The organism is Stenotrophomonas sp. yr243 (assembly GCF_900184195.1).
GTDB lineage: Bacteria > Pseudomonadota > Gammaproteobacteria > Xanthomonadales > Xanthomonadaceae > Stenotrophomonas > Stenotrophomonas lactitubi.
Genome location: NZ_FXWT01000001.1, coordinates 163,158 through 181,790, shown reverse-complemented (window position 1 = coordinate 181,790; position 18,633 = coordinate 163,158). Strand labels below are relative to the sequence as shown.

Here is an 18,633-nt window from a genome sequence, read left to right as displayed (position 1 = left end):
GCGTCAGCGGACCTCGCTTACCCGCGTCGGCACCTCCCAGGTTCCACCAGGAACGCCGCGGCACAGACCGCCGCTGATCGCCGAGGTCGCGACGAAGCGCGTGCCATCCCAGGTCCACGTTTCATCCGACACACAGTCGGCCAGACCACGGCCCTTGTGCGAGGCGACGATCTGACCGTCGCCGTAGTCGATCGCATCGCTGGTCACCCACTGCGGCTGGTAAGGCGCTTTCTCACCGATGACCCAGTAACCATCGCCGGTGTTGTAGGCCGCGCGCCAGCAGGGAACGTTGACCAGCAGGTGCTTGGCATCCAGACGTTGGATCTGCAGTGGCGAATTGCTGATCGGAAGATCCGGGTCGGCCTCGAGCAGGCCTTCGCAGCTGGGCTCTTTCAGGGTGGCGCGCAGCGCTGCACGCAGCGCCGGTGACGCGGCCAACTTGGCGAATGCCGGGTCGTCCGGCGGCGTCGACAAGGTCGCTGCCTTGCGCACAACGGGTTTGGCAACGGCGGCAGGTACGCTGCTTTCGGCGGCAGTACCCTTGCGCATCACCGCGCCCGGCGTCCCCACGCGGCCCTGGAGCTCGTCGGCCTTCAACAGCACTGCTGCTGCGCCCTTGTCCGACAGCGGCCACGCGTGCCCGGCGGTATCGACAACGGTGATGCCGCCATCGCGCACCAGCGCCGAGAGGACTGCGGCGGTCTGCGTCGGGCTCAGCGCATAGGTGCCTGCATCCTTGGCCGGCGCCAGTACGCCGAGGTTACGCTGCTGGATGCGCAGGTGCAGGGCGCCTTTCGGCTGCGGCTGGTCATCGATCGGCTGCAACGACACACGGCCGGAGATGGCTTGATCGGGGCCGCCCTGCCGCGTCAGCAGCACGCTCAGGGTGCTGTCGTCGCCGCTGGCATAGCCGGCCGCGCGGCAGGTGCGGGTGTTGTCGCAGGCCAGGACCCAGTCGTGATGCTGGAAATACAGCCCGGCAGGCGCGTCGACGGCGCCGGCGGCCAGTGGCCAGCACAGGGCCAGCAGGGTGGGAAGCAGGGGAGAACGCATGGGCATCCTTGCGCGGGATCGGGAAGTCGCACATGGTGCGCCCAGGGGCGGCGAAGAGCCAGCATCGAATCGCGTTAACCCCATCCCTCCGTCTGGTGCGTTCAAGCAATCACGATCCCATTGGAGTCCTGTCATGGTCTTCGCCCGATGCTGCACCGTACTGCTGTTGGCCTTGGCAACCTGGCCGGCTTCGCCCCAGGCGTCGCGTCGTCCGGCACCGCCGATGACGTCCACGCCGTTGCTGATCGCACCCGCGGCGGAACAGCCCGTGCAGCTGCGACAGGCGCGCATCGAGGGCGAGGTGCAGGCCGGCATCGCCCAGACCCGGATCACCCTGGAGTTCCACAACCCCAATCAGCGCGTGCTGGAGGGCGAGCTGCAGTTCCCATTGGGCGATGGCCAGCAGATCACCGGCTTTGCCCTGGACATCAATGGCGAGTTGCGCGAGGCGGTGCCGGTGCCCAAGGACCGCGGTCGCCAGGTGTTCGAGGAGATCGCCCGTCGGGGCGTCGATCCGGGCCTGCTGGAGCAGACCGCCGGCAACCAGTTCCGGCTGCGCGTGTATCCGCTGCCCGCCGGCGGCAGCCGCCGCGTGCAGCTGGTCGTACGCGAGCCGCTGGGATACGCAGGGCAGGGCTGGCGTTGGACATTGCCGCTGCAGTTCGTCGCCGGCGCCGCTGCCGTCGAACTGGACGTACAGGCACCGAAGGGTGCTGATACTGGCAGTGCGCCGTTCCGCATTGCTGATGGCCGCCTGCACTGGCAAGGGCGCGGCGCACAGTTGCCGGCCCAGCTGCAATGGACGCTGCCGGCCGAGCGCAAGGCACAGGTGCAGGTTGCACGCTGGCAGGACGGTCATTACCTGCTGGCACAGCTGCCGGTGCCGACGTCAGCCGCGCCGCGCCGTGTGCCGTCGGAAGTGGGGCTGCTGTGGGACGGTTCCGGCTCCGCAGGCCAGCGCGACCGCACCCGAGAGCTCGCGCTGCTCGATCACTACTTCGCGGCAATGGGCGAGGGCAATGTCGCGCTTACCGTGCTGCGTGATCGTGCGGAGCCTGTGCGTCGGTTCCGTATCCGCAGCGGCGACTGGAGTGAACTGCGCAGGGCGTTGATGGCGGTGCAGCCGGATGGTGCCAGTGCACTGGCGCAGTGGCAGCCGCAGCCTGAGGTGAAGGAATACCTGATGGTCAGCGATGGCCTGCTGACCTACGGACCGGAAGCACTGCCGGCGTTGGGTGCCGACCAGCGCCTGTTCGCGATCAGCAGTGCCGGTGCACGCACCGATGCCGCCCGCCTGCGCGGCTGGAGCGAGGCGCATGCCGGCAGTTTCGTGGCACTCGGCAGCGATATCGATGCCGCTGCACGGGAGCTGCTGTCGGTACCGCTGGATGTCCAGATCGATGCCGGCCGTGGCGTGCAGGATGTGGTGATCGATCGCCGCAGCCAGGCCCAGGGCTGGCTGTGGTTGCATGCGCGGTTGGCGGCCGAAGGCGTGCCGATGCGGGTACGCGTGGCCGGCGGCGAGTGGCAGGCACTGCCCGCGACGCAGAAGAACGAAGACGGTGATCTGCTGGCCGGCCTGTGGGCACAGGCACGTCTGCAGCAGATGTCGACCGATCGACGCAGCAACCGCGAGGCGATGCAGCTGCTGTCGCAGCAGTTCAGCCTGGTGGGCCCGGACACCTCGCTGATCGTGCTGGAAACCCTGGACGATTACCTGCGCTATGCAATCCGCCCGTCGGGCAAGCTGCGCGCCGAGTACGACCAGCGCTTCGCGCGCGAGGTTGCAGACCGCGATGCGGCCGACCGTCAGCGCCTGGACAAGGTGGTGACGCAGTGGCAGCAGCGCCAGCAGTGGTGGAATCGCAGCTGGCCGAAGGGGTCACCGCCGCAAGCGGACGCGAAGGCGCTGGAGGTGGCGTCTGCAGATTACGCAATGGAATCGGCGCCGGTAGCGATGCTTGCTGCGCCGTCCCCGGCGGCTCCGCCCGCCCCCGCGCCGGTGGCAGCGGCTGCCGAGCAGCGCATGGAAGCCAGCAGTGCGCGTGCACGTCGCTCAGCGCCTGCATCGAGCAAGGCGCTGGATTTGATCACGCTCACCGGTGGCCTTGCTGCCCCTTCCTCTGCCGCCAACGACGGCCAGCTCGGCATCCAGCTGGCAGCGTGGCAGCCAGACTCGGCCATCGCCCGGCGCCTGCGCCAGGGCCCGCCGTCGCAACTGTACGATCGCTATCTGGCCGAGCGCGCTGCGCATGCCGACAGCAGCGCGTTCTTCCTCGACGTGGCCGACCTGCTGATCGAACAGGGGCAGCGTGATCTTGCCCTGCGCGTGCTCTCCAACCTGGCCGAGATGGATCTGGACAACCGCCATCTGCTGCGGGTGCTCGGTTATCGGCTGATTCAGGCCGACGCTCCGGCGCTGGCGGTGCCGGTGTTCGAGCAGGTGCTGGCGATGGGCCAGGAAGAACCGCAGAGCTTCCGCGACCTGGGCCTGGCGCTGGCTGCAGCGGGCAAACCGCAGCAGGCGTTGGCGCCGCTGTACCAAGTGGTCGTGCGCCCTTGGGATTCCCGTTTCGACGGCATCGCGCTGATCGCCCTGGACGAGCTGACCAACCTGGTGGCCGGCAGCAAGCCGCGGCTGGATACCAAGGGCATCGACCCGCGTCTGCTGCAGGCGATGCCGCTGGACCTGCGCGTGGTGCTGGCCTGGGATGCCGACAACAGCGACATGGACCTGTGGGTGACCGACCCGAACGGTGAGCGCGCCTACTACGGCAACCGCCTGACCTACCAGGGCGGGCAGATGTCGCAGGACTTCACCGGTGGCTATGGCCCGGAACAGTTCTCGCTGCGCAACGCCAAGCCTGGCAAGTATAAGGTGGAGGCGAATTACTTCGGCAGCCGCCAGCAGCTGGTGACCGGCGCAACGACGCTGATGCTGCGCCTGACTACTCATTGGGGCACGCCGAAGCAGAAGGACCAGATGGTGACGATGCGGCTGAAGGACCGTGCCGAGACCGTGTTGGTCGGCGAGTTCGAGGTGCGTTGATCACTGGGACGCCCGTGTAGGGTCGAGCTTGCTCGACTGCTTCGAGGTAGAGCCGAGCCTATGCTCGGCTCATGGCACAAGCAGCCGAGCGTGGGCTCGGCTCTACAACCGTGCTGTTGCGGCGCGTGCGATCGGTGACTCTGGTGGATCGGCACGCAACCCGAACAGCGGCCGCAGCCAGCGCACGCGCCGTACCAGCAGTTCGTGGATCAACAGGCAGCCACTGATGGTGCCGATGATCACCAAGACCGGTTCCAGCCATGCGCCCAGCTGCAGTGGCCGCAGCCAGTACAGCAGTACGATCAGTACGGTCTGGTGCAGGATGTACCAGCTGAAGACCGCCTCGCGGCAGTAGCCCAGGCCACGCCATGGCCGCGCAAGCAGGACCTGCGCCCAGCCGAAGATGGCCAGCAGGGCGCACCAGGTGTACATCGCGCGGCCGACGCGCTCGGTCTGCGCCCATGGCAGCGACAGTACCCATTCCGGCAGATCGCCAACATCGGGCATCCGGGCCAGTGCGCGGATGCCCAGTTCGACAGTCAGCCCGATCACTGCCAGCAGCAGCGTCAATCGTCGGCCGCGCACCAGCAGATCCCATCCGCGCTGCCAGCGCGCCGCAAGGAAGCCGCCGAGGAACAGGGGCAGCGATTCGGCGTGGACATACAGGTCATCGACCAGTGCATGGGTTGGCGGGTGCGCGGGCAGGATGGCCAGCAGTGCCCACGCCAGCCACAGCACCGGCAGCAGCAGGCCCAGCGTGACGATCCAACGGTCGCGAAGATGCAGACCCGGCAGGCGGTGGCGCAGCGGCCGCAACATGCTGGCCAACAGGATCGCCAGCAGCGTGTAGGGGATCAGATAGGCCAGGTACCACAGGTGGTTCCAGGTGAACCCATAGGCAGCACCGCTGAAGCTGGCACCCGGCCACGGCCGGAATTGCCAGTAGCGCCACAGGAAGGCGCCGAGCCCCGGCGTGACGTCGCCCTTGTCCACCGCCTCGCAGTAGGCCTGCAGCGAGACGACCGCGACGATGCCGAACAGCAGCGGCAACAACAGGCGCCAGCCGCGCCGCAACGCGAACTGCCAACGGCCGTGCGCGGGCAGGCACATGCCCAGTGCAGTGCCGGAGATGGCGAACAGCAGCGGCATGCGCCAGCGATTCAACGCGATCATCGGCCACTGCAGCCACCCGGCCGTGTAAGCGCTCTTGAGGTGAAAGTCCCATCCGGCCACGTAAGCCATGGCCACGTGGTAGAGGATCAGCAACCCGAAGGCACCGATGCGCAGGGTGTCGAGGTCGTGGCGGCGGGTCATGGCTGTATCCGTGTTGGCGTTGTCGCAGAGTGGAAGGTCTTCCGGGGTGTCACCATCAGGAGGGGGTAGCTGGATGCCGCGCAGGGTCCAATGGCGGGGTTGGGGGACGAATGGCGTACGTCACCGGGGCTGTGGTTGGCGATAATCCAGCGATGGATGAGCACAACCAGCAGGACCCGCAAGTGCGTGGCGAACCGATGGGCAGCAGCAGGCAGGGGCGACAGGCGGCCGTGTTCTGGGCCGTGCTGTTCCTGGGCACGGCGGCGGCCAACGTACTGGCCAAGGTGATGATGGCGGCGCGTGATGGAGTGCCAGCGCAGTGGATGGCGGTGACGATCGATGAATTCAGCAGTGCGCTGGTGTCGCTGCTGCTGTTGGTGTTGTTGATCCGTGCCGCTTCACGCTGGCCGCTGCATGCCGATACCTGGCGGCAGCGACTGATGCCGTACCTGCTGGGTGCGGTCGCGTGGTGGCTGCTGCACGTGAGTGGGATGGTGCTGCTGCGCAAGGCCGCGCACGCCTTGCTTGGCAGCCACTACACCTTCGGTGACTGGCCGGCGCAATGGTTCTATGAGTTCTTCAAGGACATCCAGACCTACGCGCTGCTGGTCTCGGCGGTACATGCCGTGGCCTGGTTCGGTCGGCGCCGGCAGGGCGAAGCGACCCTGCTGGCCGCCCCCGATGAGGGTCCCCCGGTCGAGCCGGTCGATCGTCCCGACCATTTCCTGGTGCGCAAGCTGGGCAAGGAGTTCCTGGTGGCCACGGCCGACGTCGAGTACGCCCAGGCCGCCGGCAACTACGTGAACCTGCGGGTGCGCGGCCATGACTACCCGCTGCGGATCACCATGGCGGTGCTGGAAGCGCGGCTGGACCCGGTCCTGTTCCTGCGCAGCCACCGCAGCTGGCTGGTCAATCGTGACCAGCTGCGCTCGATCGAGCCGCTGGATGGTGGCGAGGCCTTGCTGCACATGGCTGACGGGGCCCGGGTGCCATGCAGCCGGCGGCAGCTGCCGTTGCTGCGGCAGGCGCTCGCCGGGTAGGGCCGGGGCCGTTCGAACCCGGCTTTTGCGCCGGTTCACTCCGGGCTGCGGTATCATTTGCAGTCATCTTTTGAATGCATAACCGCCGACATGATCGAACTGAATCCTGTCCGCCAGCGCATCGCCGATCTGACCGATCGCGTGTTGTCGCTCCGGGGGTATCTTTGACTACGACGCCAAGAAAGAGCGTCTTGAAGAAGTAACGCGGGAGCTGGAAAGCCCCGACGTCTGGAACAACGCCGAGTACGCCCAGAACCTGGGGCGTGAGCGCTCGACCCTGGAAAAGACCGTGGGCGGCATCGCCGCGGTGCTGGAAGGCCTGAGCGACGCCACCGAACTGCTGGAGCTGGCCGAGTCCGAACAGGACGAGGACACCGCGCTGGCCGTGGTGGCCGACCTGGACAAGCACCAGGCGCACGTGGAGAAGCTGGAGTTCCAGCGCATGTTCTCCGGCCAGATGGACACCGCCCCGGCGTTCGTCGACATCCAGGCCGGCGCCGGTGGCACCGAAGCCCAGGACTGGGCCGAGATCCTGCTGCGCATGTACCTGCGCTGGTGCGAATCGCGTGGCTGGAAGACCGAGCTGATGGAAGTGTCCGGTGGCGACGTCGCGGGCATCAAGTCGGCCACGCTGCGCGTGGAAGGCGACTACGCCTATGGTTGGCTGAAGACCGAGACCGGTGTGCACCGCCTGGTGCGCAAGTCGCCGTTCGACTCGGACAACCGCCGCCATACCAGCTTCACCTCGGTGTTCGTGTCGCCGGAAGTGGACAACAACATCGAAATCGACATCAACCCGGCCGATCTGCGTACCGACGTGTACCGCTCGTCCGGTGCCGGTGGTCAGCACGTCAACAAGACCGAGTCGGCGGTGCGTATCACCCACATCCCGACCAACACGGTCGTGGCCTGCCAGACCGGCCGCAGCCAGCACCAGAACCGCGACAACGCGATGAAGATGCTGGCGGCCAAGCTGTACGAGCTGGAAATCCAGAAGCGCAACGCCGAGCGTGATGCGGTGGAAGCCACCAAGTCCGACATCGGCTGGGGCAGCCAGATCCGCAACTACGTGCTCGACCAGAGCCGTATCAAGGACCTGCGCACCGGCATCGAGCGTTCGGATACGCAGAAAGTGCTCGATGGTGACCTGGACGAGTTCGTCGAGGCCAGCCTGAAGGCCGGCCTGGCGGTCGGCTCCAAGCGCATCGATGCCTGATGCGTGCCCGGCGACAGCGGTACCGTCCGCTGCCCGGGCCCTGCGTTGCGGGACGTCATGGGCGTCCCGCAATGCTGTTGAAACCTGCAAGGCAGGGCGATGATGCGCAGTGAAGCCGAACGCAAGGAACTGGGTGGCTTTCTCAAGGCCTGCCGCGCTCGGGTCGAGCCAGCAACACTGGGGCTGCCAGCGGGGCGCAGGCGCACGCCGGGCCTGAAGCGCGAGGAAGTCGCGCTGGCGATCGGGGTCAGCGTCAGCTGGTACACCTGGATCGAACAGGGCCGCGAAGTTCGTGCCTCGCCCGAGGTGCTGGAGCGCCTGGCGCAGGTGCTGCGGATGAGCGACGACGAGCGCGCCTACGCGTTCGCGCTGTCCGGCTACGGGGTGCCGTTGGAATCACCCGACGAGACGGTGACCGACGGCCTGCGCCAGCTGGTGGAGGCCATGCAGCCGATCCCCGCCTACGTGCGCAACACCCGTTTCGACATCCTGGCCTGGAACCCGGCCATTGCCGATCTGTTCGTCGACTATGGTCAGCTGGCGCCGCATGAGCGCAACACGTTGCGGCTGATGTTCCTGTATCCGCCGTACAGAACGTTGATCCTCAACTGGGAAGAAATGACCCGCGGCCTGCTGGCCAGCTTCCGCGCGGCGATGGCGCAGGCACCGGACAAGGCACCGTTCCTGGCGCTGGCCGAAGACATCGGCGCGCACAGCGTGCAGTTCCGTGCGTGGTGGCCGGAGCACGATGTCCGTCGTTTCGACGAAGGTGCCAAGAAGCTGAACCATCCCACGCGCGGGCTGCTGGACCTGCAGTACGTGGCGCTGGTGCCGGAGAGCCGGCACGACCTGTCACTGGTGACCTACCTGCCGCGCAGGTAGAGGGTTGTTCGGCAGGGCTGCGCCCTGCACCTGCAGAGGCCAGAGCCGAAGCAACAGCAACAGCAACAGCGGGCTTTCCGTGAGTTGGCGGGGCGGTGTCGGATTGCGGGGACGCCGTGAACCCATCCATGGGGGCTTGGCAGCCGCATCCATGCGGCTGACACCCCGCAATCCGACACCGCCCCACCTTCGACAGTCTCCCGGTGGCCAGTAGATCCACGCTATGCGTGGATGCTTTTCGATTTCGATTCGAGATATTCGATTTCGATGGAGATTCATCCACGCATGGCGTGGATCTACCGTGTCGACCAAGGTCGACACCAACCAAGAGCAGGCCATGCCATCCCGACAGATTGCGGAGATCTGTCGAAGGCGGGGTGGGTCCGGTTGCGGGAGTGTCCGCGGCATGGATGCCGCGGCCAAGCCCCCATGGATGGGTTTACGGCGTCTCCCGCCACCGGACCCACCCCGCCATCCCACGGAGTGCCGCTGTTGCTGTTGCCTCTGCCGTTGCTGTTGCCTCTGCGGGTGCAGGGCGCAGCCCTGCCGATAACCCCAACCCTATTCAGGCAGGTAAGTGCAGGTCACAGGATAAACAGACGCCTTGTTGCCTTTGCCGATCGGGTCCACATTCCTTGTCAGGAAACGGGCAGCCGCCCGTTGTCGAGACAACAGGAGACCTGCATGTCCGCTTCCCCCGCAGCCCCCGCTGCCATTTCCCGCGATCCGGCCACCGGCCAGCAGATCGCCAGCCATCCCTTCGCCACTGCTGCCGAGCTGGAAGCGATCCTTGATCGCGGACAGGCCGGCTTTGCTGCCTGGAGTGCGCAGTCACTCGATCAACGCGCGAGCGTGCTGCGTGCGATGGCCGCCGTGCTGCGTCGTGACCGTGAGCCCCTGGCCGCGCTGGCCACCGCCGAGATGGGCAAGGTCCACGCCGAGTCGCTGGCCGAGATCGAGAAGTGCGCGGTGCTGTGTGACTGGTACGCCGACAACGGCGCGGCGTTCCTGCGCGACGAACCGACGTCAGTGGCCGACAACAAGGCCTATGTCTCCTACCTGCCGCTGGGCGTGGTGCTCGGCATCATGCCGTGGAACTTCCCGTACTGGCAGGTGATGCGCGCGGCCGTGCCGATCCTCATGGGCGGCAATGGTTTCCTGCTGAAGCCGGCCGAGAACATCGTCGGCACCGCCGCGCTGCTCGCCGCTGCGTGGCGTGACGCTGGCTTGCCGGAGGGCACCTTCATTGCTGCCAACATCAGCCGCGAAGGCACCAGTACCGCCATCGCCGATGACCGCATCGCGGCAGTGACCCTGACCGGCAGCGTCGCCGCCGGGCGCAGCATTGCCGCGCAGGCCGGGCAGGCGTTGAAGAAAGTGGTGCTTGAACTGGGTGGCTCGGATCCGTTCATCGTGCTGGCCGACGCCGATCTCGATGCAGCGGTCGATGCAGCGGTGGCCTCGCGCTTCCAGAACACCGGGCAGGTGTGCATTGCCGGCAAGCGCATCATCGTCGAAGCGCCGGTGTACGAGCGCTTCGTGGCGCTGTTCTGCGAGCGGGTACAGGCGCTGACGGTCGGCGATGGCCGCGAGGCCGGCAACCGGATCGGCCCGATGGCCCGGCAGGACCTGCTTGAACAGCTTGATGCACAGGTGCGCGCCTCGGTCGCGGCCGGTGCGCAGCTGCTGGTGGGCGGCAAGCAGCTTGATCGCCCCGGCAGCTTCTACGCCCCCACCGTGCTGGCCGGCGTCGAGCCGGGGATGCAGGCGTTCGACACCGAGACCTTCGGCCCAGTGGCGTCGATCAGCCGCGCGCGCGATGCCGACCATGCGGTGGATCTGGCCAACCAGAGCGAGTTCGGGCTCAGCGGCAATCTGTGGACGGGCGACCACGCCCGCGCGATGCAGCTGGCACGCCGGCTGCAAACCGGTGGCGTGTTCGTCAACGGCTTCTCGGCCTCCGATCCGCGCGTGCCGATCGGAGGCGTGAAGAAAAGTGGCTTCGGCCGCGAGCTGTCGCACTTCGGTATCCGCGAATTCGTCAACGCGCAGACGGTGTGGTTCGACCGCCGTTGACGCGGGCCATCCACGCTTGCTGTCAGCATCCCTGCACCGTTCCACCATCACGCATTGCGAGAAGGACGTCATTCCATGTCCAAGGGTTCCGATCTGCTCGTCGCCGCACTCGAAAACGAGGGCGTCGAGCGCATTTTTGGCATTCCCGGTGAGGAGAACCTCGATGTCGTCGAGTCGCTTCGCCACTCCAGCATCGAGCTGGTCATCACCCGCCACGAACAGGCTGCCGTGTTCATGGCCGCCACCTATGGTCGCCTGACCGGCAAGCCGGGCGTCTGCCTGGCCACGCTCGGCCCGGGCGCTTTGAACTTCACCACCGGTGCTGCCTATGCGCTGCTCGGCGCGTGGCCGGCAATCATGATCACCGGGCAGAAGGGCATCGTTGCCAGCAAGCAGGCGCGCTTCCAGATCGTGGACATCGTCGGCACGATGAAGCCGCTGACCAAGTCCGCGCGGCAGATCGTCTCGGCACGCACCATCCCGATCATCGTGCGCGAAGCGTTCCGCACGGCCCTGGAAGAACGCCCCGGCCCGGTGCTGCTGGAACTGCCAGAGGACATCGCGGCGATGGAGGTCGAGGACGCCGCACTGATCCCGCCACACCCGGTGGATCGGCCGATTGCCAGCCCCGAGGCATTGGATCGTGCGGCGCAGATCATCCGCGACGCCAAGCGGCCGTTGCTGGTGATCGCGTCGGCGGCATCGCGGCCACAGTCCAGCGAGGCGCTGTCGGCCTTCGTGCTGCGCGCCGGCATTCCGTTCGTCACCACACAGATGGGCAAGGGCGCAGTCGCCGGCGGCTCGGGCCTGTACATGGGCACGGCGGCGCTGAGCGAGCGAGACTACGTGCACATGGCCATCGACCAGGCCGACGTGATCGTGACCATTGGCCACGAGGTGACGGAGAAGCCGCCGTTCGTGATGCGCCCGGGTGGCCGCACGGTCATCCACATCGGCTATTCGCAGGCCGCGGTCGAGCAGGTGTATTTCCCGCAGGTAGAAGTGATCGGCGATATCGGCCGTTCGCTGACCCTGCTGGCCGACCGTATCGAAGGCAAGGTCGACAACGCCGCTGCGCTGCTGCCGTTGCGCGCGACGATCCTGGAGCACATCGCCGATCGTGCCGAAGAGGCCGGCTTCACGCCGCAGCGGCTGGTGCATGACGTGCGCCAGGTGATGCCGCCGGACGGCATCGTGGCGCTGGACAACGGCATGTACAAGATCTGGTTCGCGCGCAACTACCGCACCCAGGTGGCGAACACGCTGTTGCTGGACAACGCATTGGCGACGATGGGGGCGGGGCTGCCGTCGGCGATCATGGCCTCGATCCTGTACCCGCAGCGCCGCGTGCTGGCGGTGTGTGGCGATGGCGGTTTCATGATGAACAGCCAGGAGCTGGAGACGGCGCGCCGGCTGGGCCTGAACCTGGTGGTGCTGATCCTCAACGACGGCGCCTACGGCATGATCCGCTGGAAGCAGGCGGTGGACGGCTTCGCCGACTACGGCATGACCTTCGGCAATCCGGACTTCGTCAAATACGCCGAAGCCTATGGCTGCCAAGGGCATGAGGTGACCGCGATCGAGCAGTTCATTCCGACGCTGGAAGCGGCGTTCACGGCGGGCGGCGTGCACCTGGTGTCGGTGCCGATTGATTATTCGGAGAACCAGCGGGTGCTGGTGGACGAGCTGCGGCAGGCGTTCCCAGGGAACGGGTGAATCCGGGGCATGACCCGGTAGGTGTCGACCTTGGTCGACACACGGTGGAGCGCCAACCAAGGTTGGCGGCTACCGGAGCGGGGGCGGCCCAAGGCCGGGGAGGGGCCGTCCGGAGGCCGGGGCAGGGCGCTTTTGGTATGCTGGGCAACCGGCTGTGCCGGGCGCAAGACTCCCCCTCACTACACGATTCCCGCAGATCCATGAGCGAAGCTACCGATACCCCCCCCGTCGACGAAAACAAGTTGATCGCCGAGCGCCGTGAGAAACTCAAAGCGCTGCGTGGGCAGGGCATCGCGTACCCGAACGACTTCCGTCGCGAGGACTTCGCCGGCAGCCTGCAGGACGAGTTCGCCGATGCGGAACAGTGGACCGCCGAAACCCTGGAAGGCAACGGCCGCCAGGTGAAGATGGCCGGTCGCCTGATGGCCAAGCGGGTCATGGGCAAGGCCAGCTTCGCCCAGATCCAGGACGAATCCGGCCGCATCCAGCTGTTCCTGCAGGGCAGCGTGCTGGGCGATGCCTACACCGCCTTCAAGGGCTGGGACGTGGGCGACATCATTGCGGTCGAGGGTGGCCTGACCCGTACCAAGACCGGCGAGCTGTCGGTCAAGGCCGAGTCGATCCGCCTGCTGACCAAGTCGCTGCGCCCGCTGCCGGACAAGTGGCATGGCCTGGCCGACGTCGAGCAGCGCTACCGCCAGCGCTATGTCGACCTGATCGTGACGCCGGAGTCGCGCGCGGTGTTCATCAAGCGCTCGAAGATCATCCGTGCGATGCGTGCATGGCTGGACAACCGCGACTTCCTCGAAGTCGAGACGCCGATGATGCATTACATCCCGGGCGGCGCGGCGGCCAAGCCGTTCACCACCCACCACAATGCGCTGGACCTTGACCTGTACCTGCGCGTGGCGCCGGAGCTGTACCTCAAGCGCCTGACCGTCGGTGGCTTGGAGCGCGTCTACGAAATCAATCGCAACTTCCGCAACGAAGGCGTCAGCACCCGCCACAACCCGGAATTCACCATGATGGAACTGTACGAGGCGTATGCCACGTACAACGAGATCATGGACCTGACCGAAGGCGTGATCCGTGACGTGGCGCAGTCGGTGAACGGCTCCACCACGGTTGAGTGGGACGGCGCCAACATCGACCTGGGCCCGGCGTTCCGCCGTTGGCGCATGGACGAGGCGGTACGCCACCACAACCCGGAAATTTCCGCGGCCGACTGCACCGACCGTGATGCGCTGCTGCGCCATTGCGAGCGCTTGAAGATCCGCGTCAAGCCGTCCTACGGCTGGGGCAAGCTGCTGCTTGAGATCTTCGAAGCCACCGTCGAGCACACCCTGATCCAGCCGACCTTCATCACCGATCATCCGGTAGAGGTCTCGCCGCTGGCCCGTGCCAACGACAACGATCCAGGCTATACCGACCGCTTCGAACTGTTCGTCAACGGCAAGGAACTGGCCAACGGCTTCTCCGAGCTGAACGACCCGGAAGACCAGGCCCAGCGCTTCCAGGCGCAGGTGGCGGCGAAGGAAGGGGGCGACGACGAGGCCATGCACTACGACGCCGACTACATCCGTGCGCTGGAGTACGGCATGGCGCCGACCGGCGGCCTCGGCATCGGCGTCGATCGCCTGGTGATGCTGCTGACCGGCAGCAGCTCGATCCGCGACGTACTGCTGTTCCCGTACATGCGTCCGGAGCAGTAATCGGCGTTTTTCGGCGTCTGTTTGTGCGCGCCGTCTCGGTTTGAGACGGCGCGATTGACGCGTCCCGCACTCGGCGTATCGTTATTGCACAACCTTGACACTGGCTATGGCTTGATGGCGTCAGGGGAGGCCGCAATGTGGAGAATCCGCTTCACATTGTGACGACGATCATGAATCGGGGAGCTTGTGACGGGAGTCGAGCCGATGCAGGGTGCCAGCGTGCACAGCGGCGGGGTATCCTCGCCCGCTGACCTTTCAGCATGGTCGAGAAAGCAGGCAGAGAACGCCTTGAACATCGTCATCGTCGATGACCAGACTTCCGCACGGACGATGCTTCGTCACGTCATCGAAGACATCGCGCCGGAACTGAGCGTGCATGATTTCGGCGATCCGTTGACCGCGTTGGCATGGTGCGAATCGTATCCGGTCGACCTGCTGCTTCTCGATTACCGCATGCCGGAGATGGACGGACTGGAATTCGCCCGCCGCTTCCGCCGGCTGCCCAAACATCGCGATATCCCGGTGATCCTGATCACCGTGGTCGGCGACGAGCCGATCCGGCAGGCGGCGCTCGAAGCCGGCGTGATCGATTTCCTGGTCAAGCCGATCCGCCCGCGCGAGCTGCGCGCACGCTGCTACAACCTGTTGCAGTTGCGCCAGCAGACCGAGAACGTGAAGCAGCGTGCGCTGTCACTGGAGCAGCGGCTGCTGGCCAGCATGCATGAGGTGGAGGAGCGCGAGCGCGAGACGCTTTCGCGGCTGGCACGTGCGATCGAGTTCCGTGATGCCGGCACCAGTGCCTACCTTGAACGGATGGCGCGCGTGGCTGGCTTGATCGCCGAGCAGCTGGGCCTGCCGGAAGACGACGTCAAGTTGATCGAAATGGCTGCGCCGCTGCACGACATGGGCAAGATTGCCATTCCCGATGCGGTGCTGCTCAAGCAGGGCAAGCTCAATGATGAGGAGCTGGCGATCATGCGTCGGCATCCACGCATTGGCCATGAGCTGCTCAGTGGCAGCCAGAACCGCTTCATCCAGGTCGGTGCGTTGATCGCGCTGCGTCACCATGAGCGCTACGACGGCAGTGGTTATCCCGATGGCCTGGTCGGCGACGCGATTCCGCTGGAGGCGCGTATCGTCGCGGTGGCCGACGTGTTCGATGCGCTGATCTCGCCGCGCCCCTACAAGGAAGCGTGGACGATGGAAGCCACCATGGCCTACCTGTACGCCCAGCGTGGGCGTCTGTTCGATCCGCGTTGCGTGGATGCATTGCTGCGCGGCCGCGAGCAACTGGAACAGATCTGCGCCGAGCACTCCATCGCCTCTGCACGCCCGGGACTGGGCGCGTGAAACGCCTGCTGTCGCGATTGCGGCTGCGCCTGTCCCAGCGACAGGACAGCGAGCACGGACAGCAGATCGTCCGCATCATCCTGATCAGCCTGATCCTGGCGTACGTGCTGCTGCCTTCGGCACGGCATGAACTGCCGCACAGCCAGTATGTGGGTGTGCTGGCGATCGTGCTGACCGGCCTGAGCCTGTCGCTGCTGTTGTTCGGCTGGCTGCTGTGGCGACCGCAGCGCTCCGATCCCCGGCGCGTACTGGGCATGCTGGCCGACTACGGGCTGATCGCCGCCGGCATGATCCAGATGGGTGAGCCGCTGTCGTGGGTCTACATCGTGGTGATGTGGGTGACGGTGGGCAACGGCATGCGCTTCGGCAACCACTACCTGTATGTGGCCGTGGCGATGGCGATGGTCAGCTTCGGTAGCACCGCACTGTCCACCCCGTACTGGCAGCAGAACGCACGCTTGGCCATCGGCCTGTGGCTTGGTCTTGCCGCGGTTCCCCTGTATTTTTCCACGCTGCTGCGGCAGTTGACCGAAGCGATGGCCGAGGCGCGGCGCGCCAGCGAAGCCAAGAGTCGATTCCTGGCCAACATGAGCCACGAGTTTCGTACCCCACTCAATGGATTGAATGGCATGACAGAAGTATTGGCGACCACGCGCCTGGACGACGAACAGCGTGAGTGCGTGAGTACCATCCAGGCGTCTTCGCGCAGCCTGTTGGCACTGGTCGAGGAAGTGCTGGACATCTCGGCGATCGAGGCCGGAAAACTGCGCGTTGTTGCCGAGGATTTCGTTCTTTCCGAAGTGATCCAGGCCATCGGCCTGATCCTGTTGCCGCAGGCCAAGGCCAAGCGCCTGGACTATCGGGTGAAGGTGGCCGAGACCGTCCCGCCGACCCTGCGCGGCGATGTCGGGCATCTGCGGCAGATCCTGCTCAACCTGGCCGGCAACGCGGTCAAGTTCACCGATCATGGCCGGGTCGAGATCCGCGTCGGCGTTGTCCATGCAGACACGCAGGGTGGGGTGCGGCTGCGCTTCGACATTCTTGATACCGGCATCGGCGTCGCACCGGCGATGCGCCCGCGTCTGTTCGAGGCCTTCGAGCAGGCCGACGTCAGCATGGCCCGTCGCCATGAAGGTACCGGCCTGGGCACGACCATCGCCAAGGGGCTGGTCGAAGCGATGGACGGCGAGATCGGGTATCTGGACAACCCGCCGCAGGGCAGCCACTTCTGGGTGGAACTGCCGTTCGCGCCGCCGCAGCCGGTGGTCCCGGGTGCGGTGCCGACCCTCGCTGCGGGCGACGAAGCCGGTGCCGGCGGTAACGTCATTGCGTTCGCCGATCCGTTCCTGCGCCATCGCGCTCGGGTGCGCAGCATGCAGATCCTGGTCGCCGACGACCACGAGGCCAACCGCATGGTGCTGCAGCGGCTGTTGCAGAAGGCCGGGCACAAGGTGCTGTGCGTCGATGGTGGCGAGGCGGTGCTGGATGCATTGGCCGAAAGCGAGTTCGATGCGGCCATCGTCGATCTGCACATGCCGGGCATGAGTGGCCTGGACATGTTGAAGGAACTGCGGGTGATGCAGGCCGGTGGCGGCCCGCGCACGCCGGTGCTGGTGCTCAGCGCCGACGTTACTCCCGAAGCGATCCAGCGCTGTACCCAGGCCGGTGCACATGCGTTCCTCGCCAAGCCTGTGGTGGCCGTGCGCCTGCTGGACACCCTGGCCGAGATCGCCAACAACGCCCAGCTCAAGTCCAGTGCGCCGCCGATCGTGCGTACCGTCACCAACCTCGATGGCGTGCTTGATACCGGCGTGCTGGATGAACTGGCGTCGCTGGGAATGGGCGAGGGTTTCGAACGCGAGTTCATCCGCCAGTGCCTGGATGATGCCGAGTCGTGCCTGCGCAAGGCAGAAGGCGATGGCGAAGCGGCACGCTGGGACGCTTTCCGCGAGCAGTCGCATGCGATCAAGGGCGTGGCCAGCAACCTCGGCCTGGTGCGCGCGTCCAACCGCGCCGGCGAATTGATGCGGATGGCCGATTGGCAGCTGAAAGCCGAATGGCGGCAGCGTCTTGCGGTGCTGCAGGGGGCGATCAAGGAAGGCCGGCATGCGCTCGATGCGCGTGCCGAACGCAAGGCACGTGGCGTGGCTGACGACGGCGAACGCTAGCGCCGGGCCTGCCTGGCCTGTGCGGCGGGTTGCCCATGCTCGCAGGCCCCATAAAAAAAGCCCGGTGGCCAGCCGGGCTTGAACCCTGCGGGGGAGGGGAACGTATCAGGCCACATCCAGAGTGGCGCGTCGGGTCTGTGCCTTGATCAAACGGTCCATGGTGCGCAGCGAACGGTCGCCCAGCGCCAGCGCCGAATCGACCCAGACCTTGGTGATTTCCAGCAGTTCGTCATAGCTGACCGCCTGCGCCAGGTTGCGCGCGGCATTCATTGCCAGGTACGACTGCGGCAGGCGCTGCTGCTGGCGGATCATCTCTTCCACTGCACTGCGACCTTCACCTTTCCTGACCAGCACGTCGACCACGCCCATCGCGTGCATCTCCTCGGCGCTGTAGACACGGCCGTCGAGGATGATCTTCTCGGCCAGCTGCGGTGACACCCGGCGGCACAGGAACGAATAGGCGCCCATGCCCGGGAACAGGCCGAACAGCACTTCGGGCAGGCCCATGCCGCAGCCTTCCTCGGCCACGATGGTGTGGCAGGCCAGTGCCATTTCCAGGCCGCCACCCAATGCGTCGCCCTGGATCAGGGCGATCGAGCGGACGTCGCCGCCGAAGCCGGTGTGCAGGTGGTGCACGCCTTCCACGCAGCGTTGGGCATAGGTCAGCAGCAGGTCGCGGTTGCCTTCCCGGATCAGCCGGGTGAACAGGTCCAGGTCGCCACCCAGGTTGTAGGCGGCGGCGTCGGAGGCCAGCACGAAATGGCGCAGCTGGCCGCTGTGGCGCTGCGCCGGGCCGCGGGTGATGGCGCTCATGTAGCTCCACATCTCGTCCAGCATGTCCTTGCGGCAGCAGGGACGCACGCCGGTGGAGGCGTCGGCGTGCATGAACAGCCAGTGGGCGGCGCCGTCGGCGCTGTCCTGGGTGCGGATGGTGGCATAGGGCGAGCCGCTGCTGGGCAGCTTTTCGATGGTACTCATGGAAGGGTCCTCGGCGGTGCGGCCCGCAGATCAAGGTGGTGGCCGGCGGGCCGAACGGTCCACTCACGCGGCGATGCTA

The 18,633-nt window shown here is 66.3% G+C and carries 12 protein-coding genes; 9 read left to right on the top strand and 3 right to left on the bottom strand.

The window, feature by feature from the left end; all coding sequences use genetic code 11:
- Nucleotides 1-3: 3 nt before the first annotated feature.
- Entirely contained in the window at nucleotides 4-1,053 is a 1,050-nt protein-coding gene (locus QOL57_RS00745; protein ID WP_089240932.1) for a DUF1176 domain-containing protein, read from the bottom strand.
- A 133-nt stretch (nucleotides 1,054-1,186) separates the two neighbouring features.
- Here QOL57_RS00745 and QOL57_RS00740 point away from each other — a divergent pair, with 133 nt between their 5' ends.
- Nucleotides 1,187-4,102 carry a VIT domain-containing protein gene (locus QOL57_RS00740; protein ID WP_089240934.1) on the top strand — a complete coding sequence of 972 codons (2,916 nt, stop codon included), beginning with the start codon at nucleotides 1,187-1,189 and terminating at the stop codon, nucleotides 4,100-4,102.
- Nucleotides 4,103-4,204: 102 nt separating this feature from the next.
- Here the strand turns inward: QOL57_RS00740 and QOL57_RS00735 are convergent, their stop codons facing one another.
- Nucleotides 4,205-5,416, bottom strand: a complete 1,212-nt coding sequence (locus QOL57_RS00735) for an acyltransferase family protein (protein WP_089240936.1) — start codon at nucleotides 5,414-5,416, stop codon at nucleotides 4,205-4,207.
- A 197-nt stretch (nucleotides 5,417-5,613) separates the two neighbouring features.
- Here QOL57_RS00735 and QOL57_RS00730 point away from each other — a divergent pair, with 197 nt between their 5' ends.
- The 8 genes from QOL57_RS00730 (at nucleotide 5,614) to QOL57_RS00695 (ending at nucleotide 17,576) form a co-directional block, all read left to right on the top strand.
- Complete coding sequence (locus QOL57_RS00730; RefSeq protein WP_089241302.1) at nucleotides 5,614-6,456, top strand: LytTR family DNA-binding domain-containing protein; 843 nt, start codon at nucleotides 5,614-5,616, stop codon at nucleotides 6,454-6,456.
- 90 nt (nucleotides 6,457-6,546) lie between these two features.
- Nucleotides 6,547-7,672, top strand: a protein-coding gene (gene prfB, locus QOL57_RS00725) for a peptide chain release factor 2 (RefSeq protein ID WP_099818762.1) whose coding sequence is annotated in 2 segments (ribosomal slippage) — nucleotides 6,547-6,621 and nucleotides 6,623-7,672 — 1,125 coding nt in all. Because the reading frame shifts where the segments join, the coding sequence is not laid out codon by codon here.
- Between the two features lie 99 nt (nucleotides 7,673-7,771).
- A complete protein-coding gene (locus QOL57_RS00720; RefSeq protein WP_089240938.1) occupies nucleotides 7,772-8,554 on the top strand; it encodes a helix-turn-helix transcriptional regulator in 783 nt (260 codons plus the stop codon).
- A 684-nt stretch (nucleotides 8,555-9,238) separates the two neighbouring features.
- On the top strand, nucleotides 9,239-10,630 hold the full coding sequence (locus tag QOL57_RS00715; protein ID WP_089240940.1) for an NAD-dependent succinate-semialdehyde dehydrogenase: 1,392 nt from the start codon (nucleotides 9,239-9,241) through the stop codon (nucleotides 10,628-10,630).
- Between the two features lie 75 nt (nucleotides 10,631-10,705).
- Nucleotides 10,706-12,346: an acetolactate synthase large subunit gene (locus QOL57_RS00710; protein ID WP_089240942.1), complete on the top strand. Its 1,641-nt coding sequence runs from the start codon at nucleotides 10,706-10,708 to the stop codon at nucleotides 12,344-12,346.
- Nucleotides 12,347-12,546: 200 nt separating this feature from the next.
- Nucleotides 12,547-14,058, top strand: a complete 1,512-nt coding sequence (lysS, locus tag QOL57_RS00705; RefSeq protein ID WP_089240944.1) for a lysine--tRNA ligase — start codon at nucleotides 12,547-12,549, stop codon at nucleotides 14,056-14,058.
- Nucleotides 14,059-14,262: 204 nt separating this feature from the next.
- Nucleotides 14,263-15,408 carry a two-component system response regulator gene (locus QOL57_RS00700; protein ID WP_089240946.1) on the top strand — a complete coding sequence of 382 codons (1,146 nt, stop codon included), beginning with the start codon at nucleotides 14,263-14,265 and terminating at the stop codon, nucleotides 15,406-15,408.
- Nucleotides 15,405-17,576: a response regulator gene (locus tag QOL57_RS00695; protein ID WP_089240948.1), complete on the top strand. Its 2,172-nt coding sequence runs from the start codon at nucleotides 15,405-15,407 to the stop codon at nucleotides 17,574-17,576. Before QOL57_RS00700 ends, QOL57_RS00695 begins: the two co-directional genes overlap by 4 nt.
- Before the next feature lie 105 nt (nucleotides 17,577-17,681).
- Here QOL57_RS00695 and QOL57_RS00690 read toward each other — a convergent pair whose 3' ends face one another.
- Nucleotides 17,682-18,554, bottom strand: a complete 873-nt coding sequence (locus QOL57_RS00690; protein WP_089240950.1) for a crotonase/enoyl-CoA hydratase family protein — start codon at nucleotides 18,552-18,554, stop codon at nucleotides 17,682-17,684.
- Between the last annotated feature and the right edge of the window lie 79 nt (nucleotides 18,555-18,633).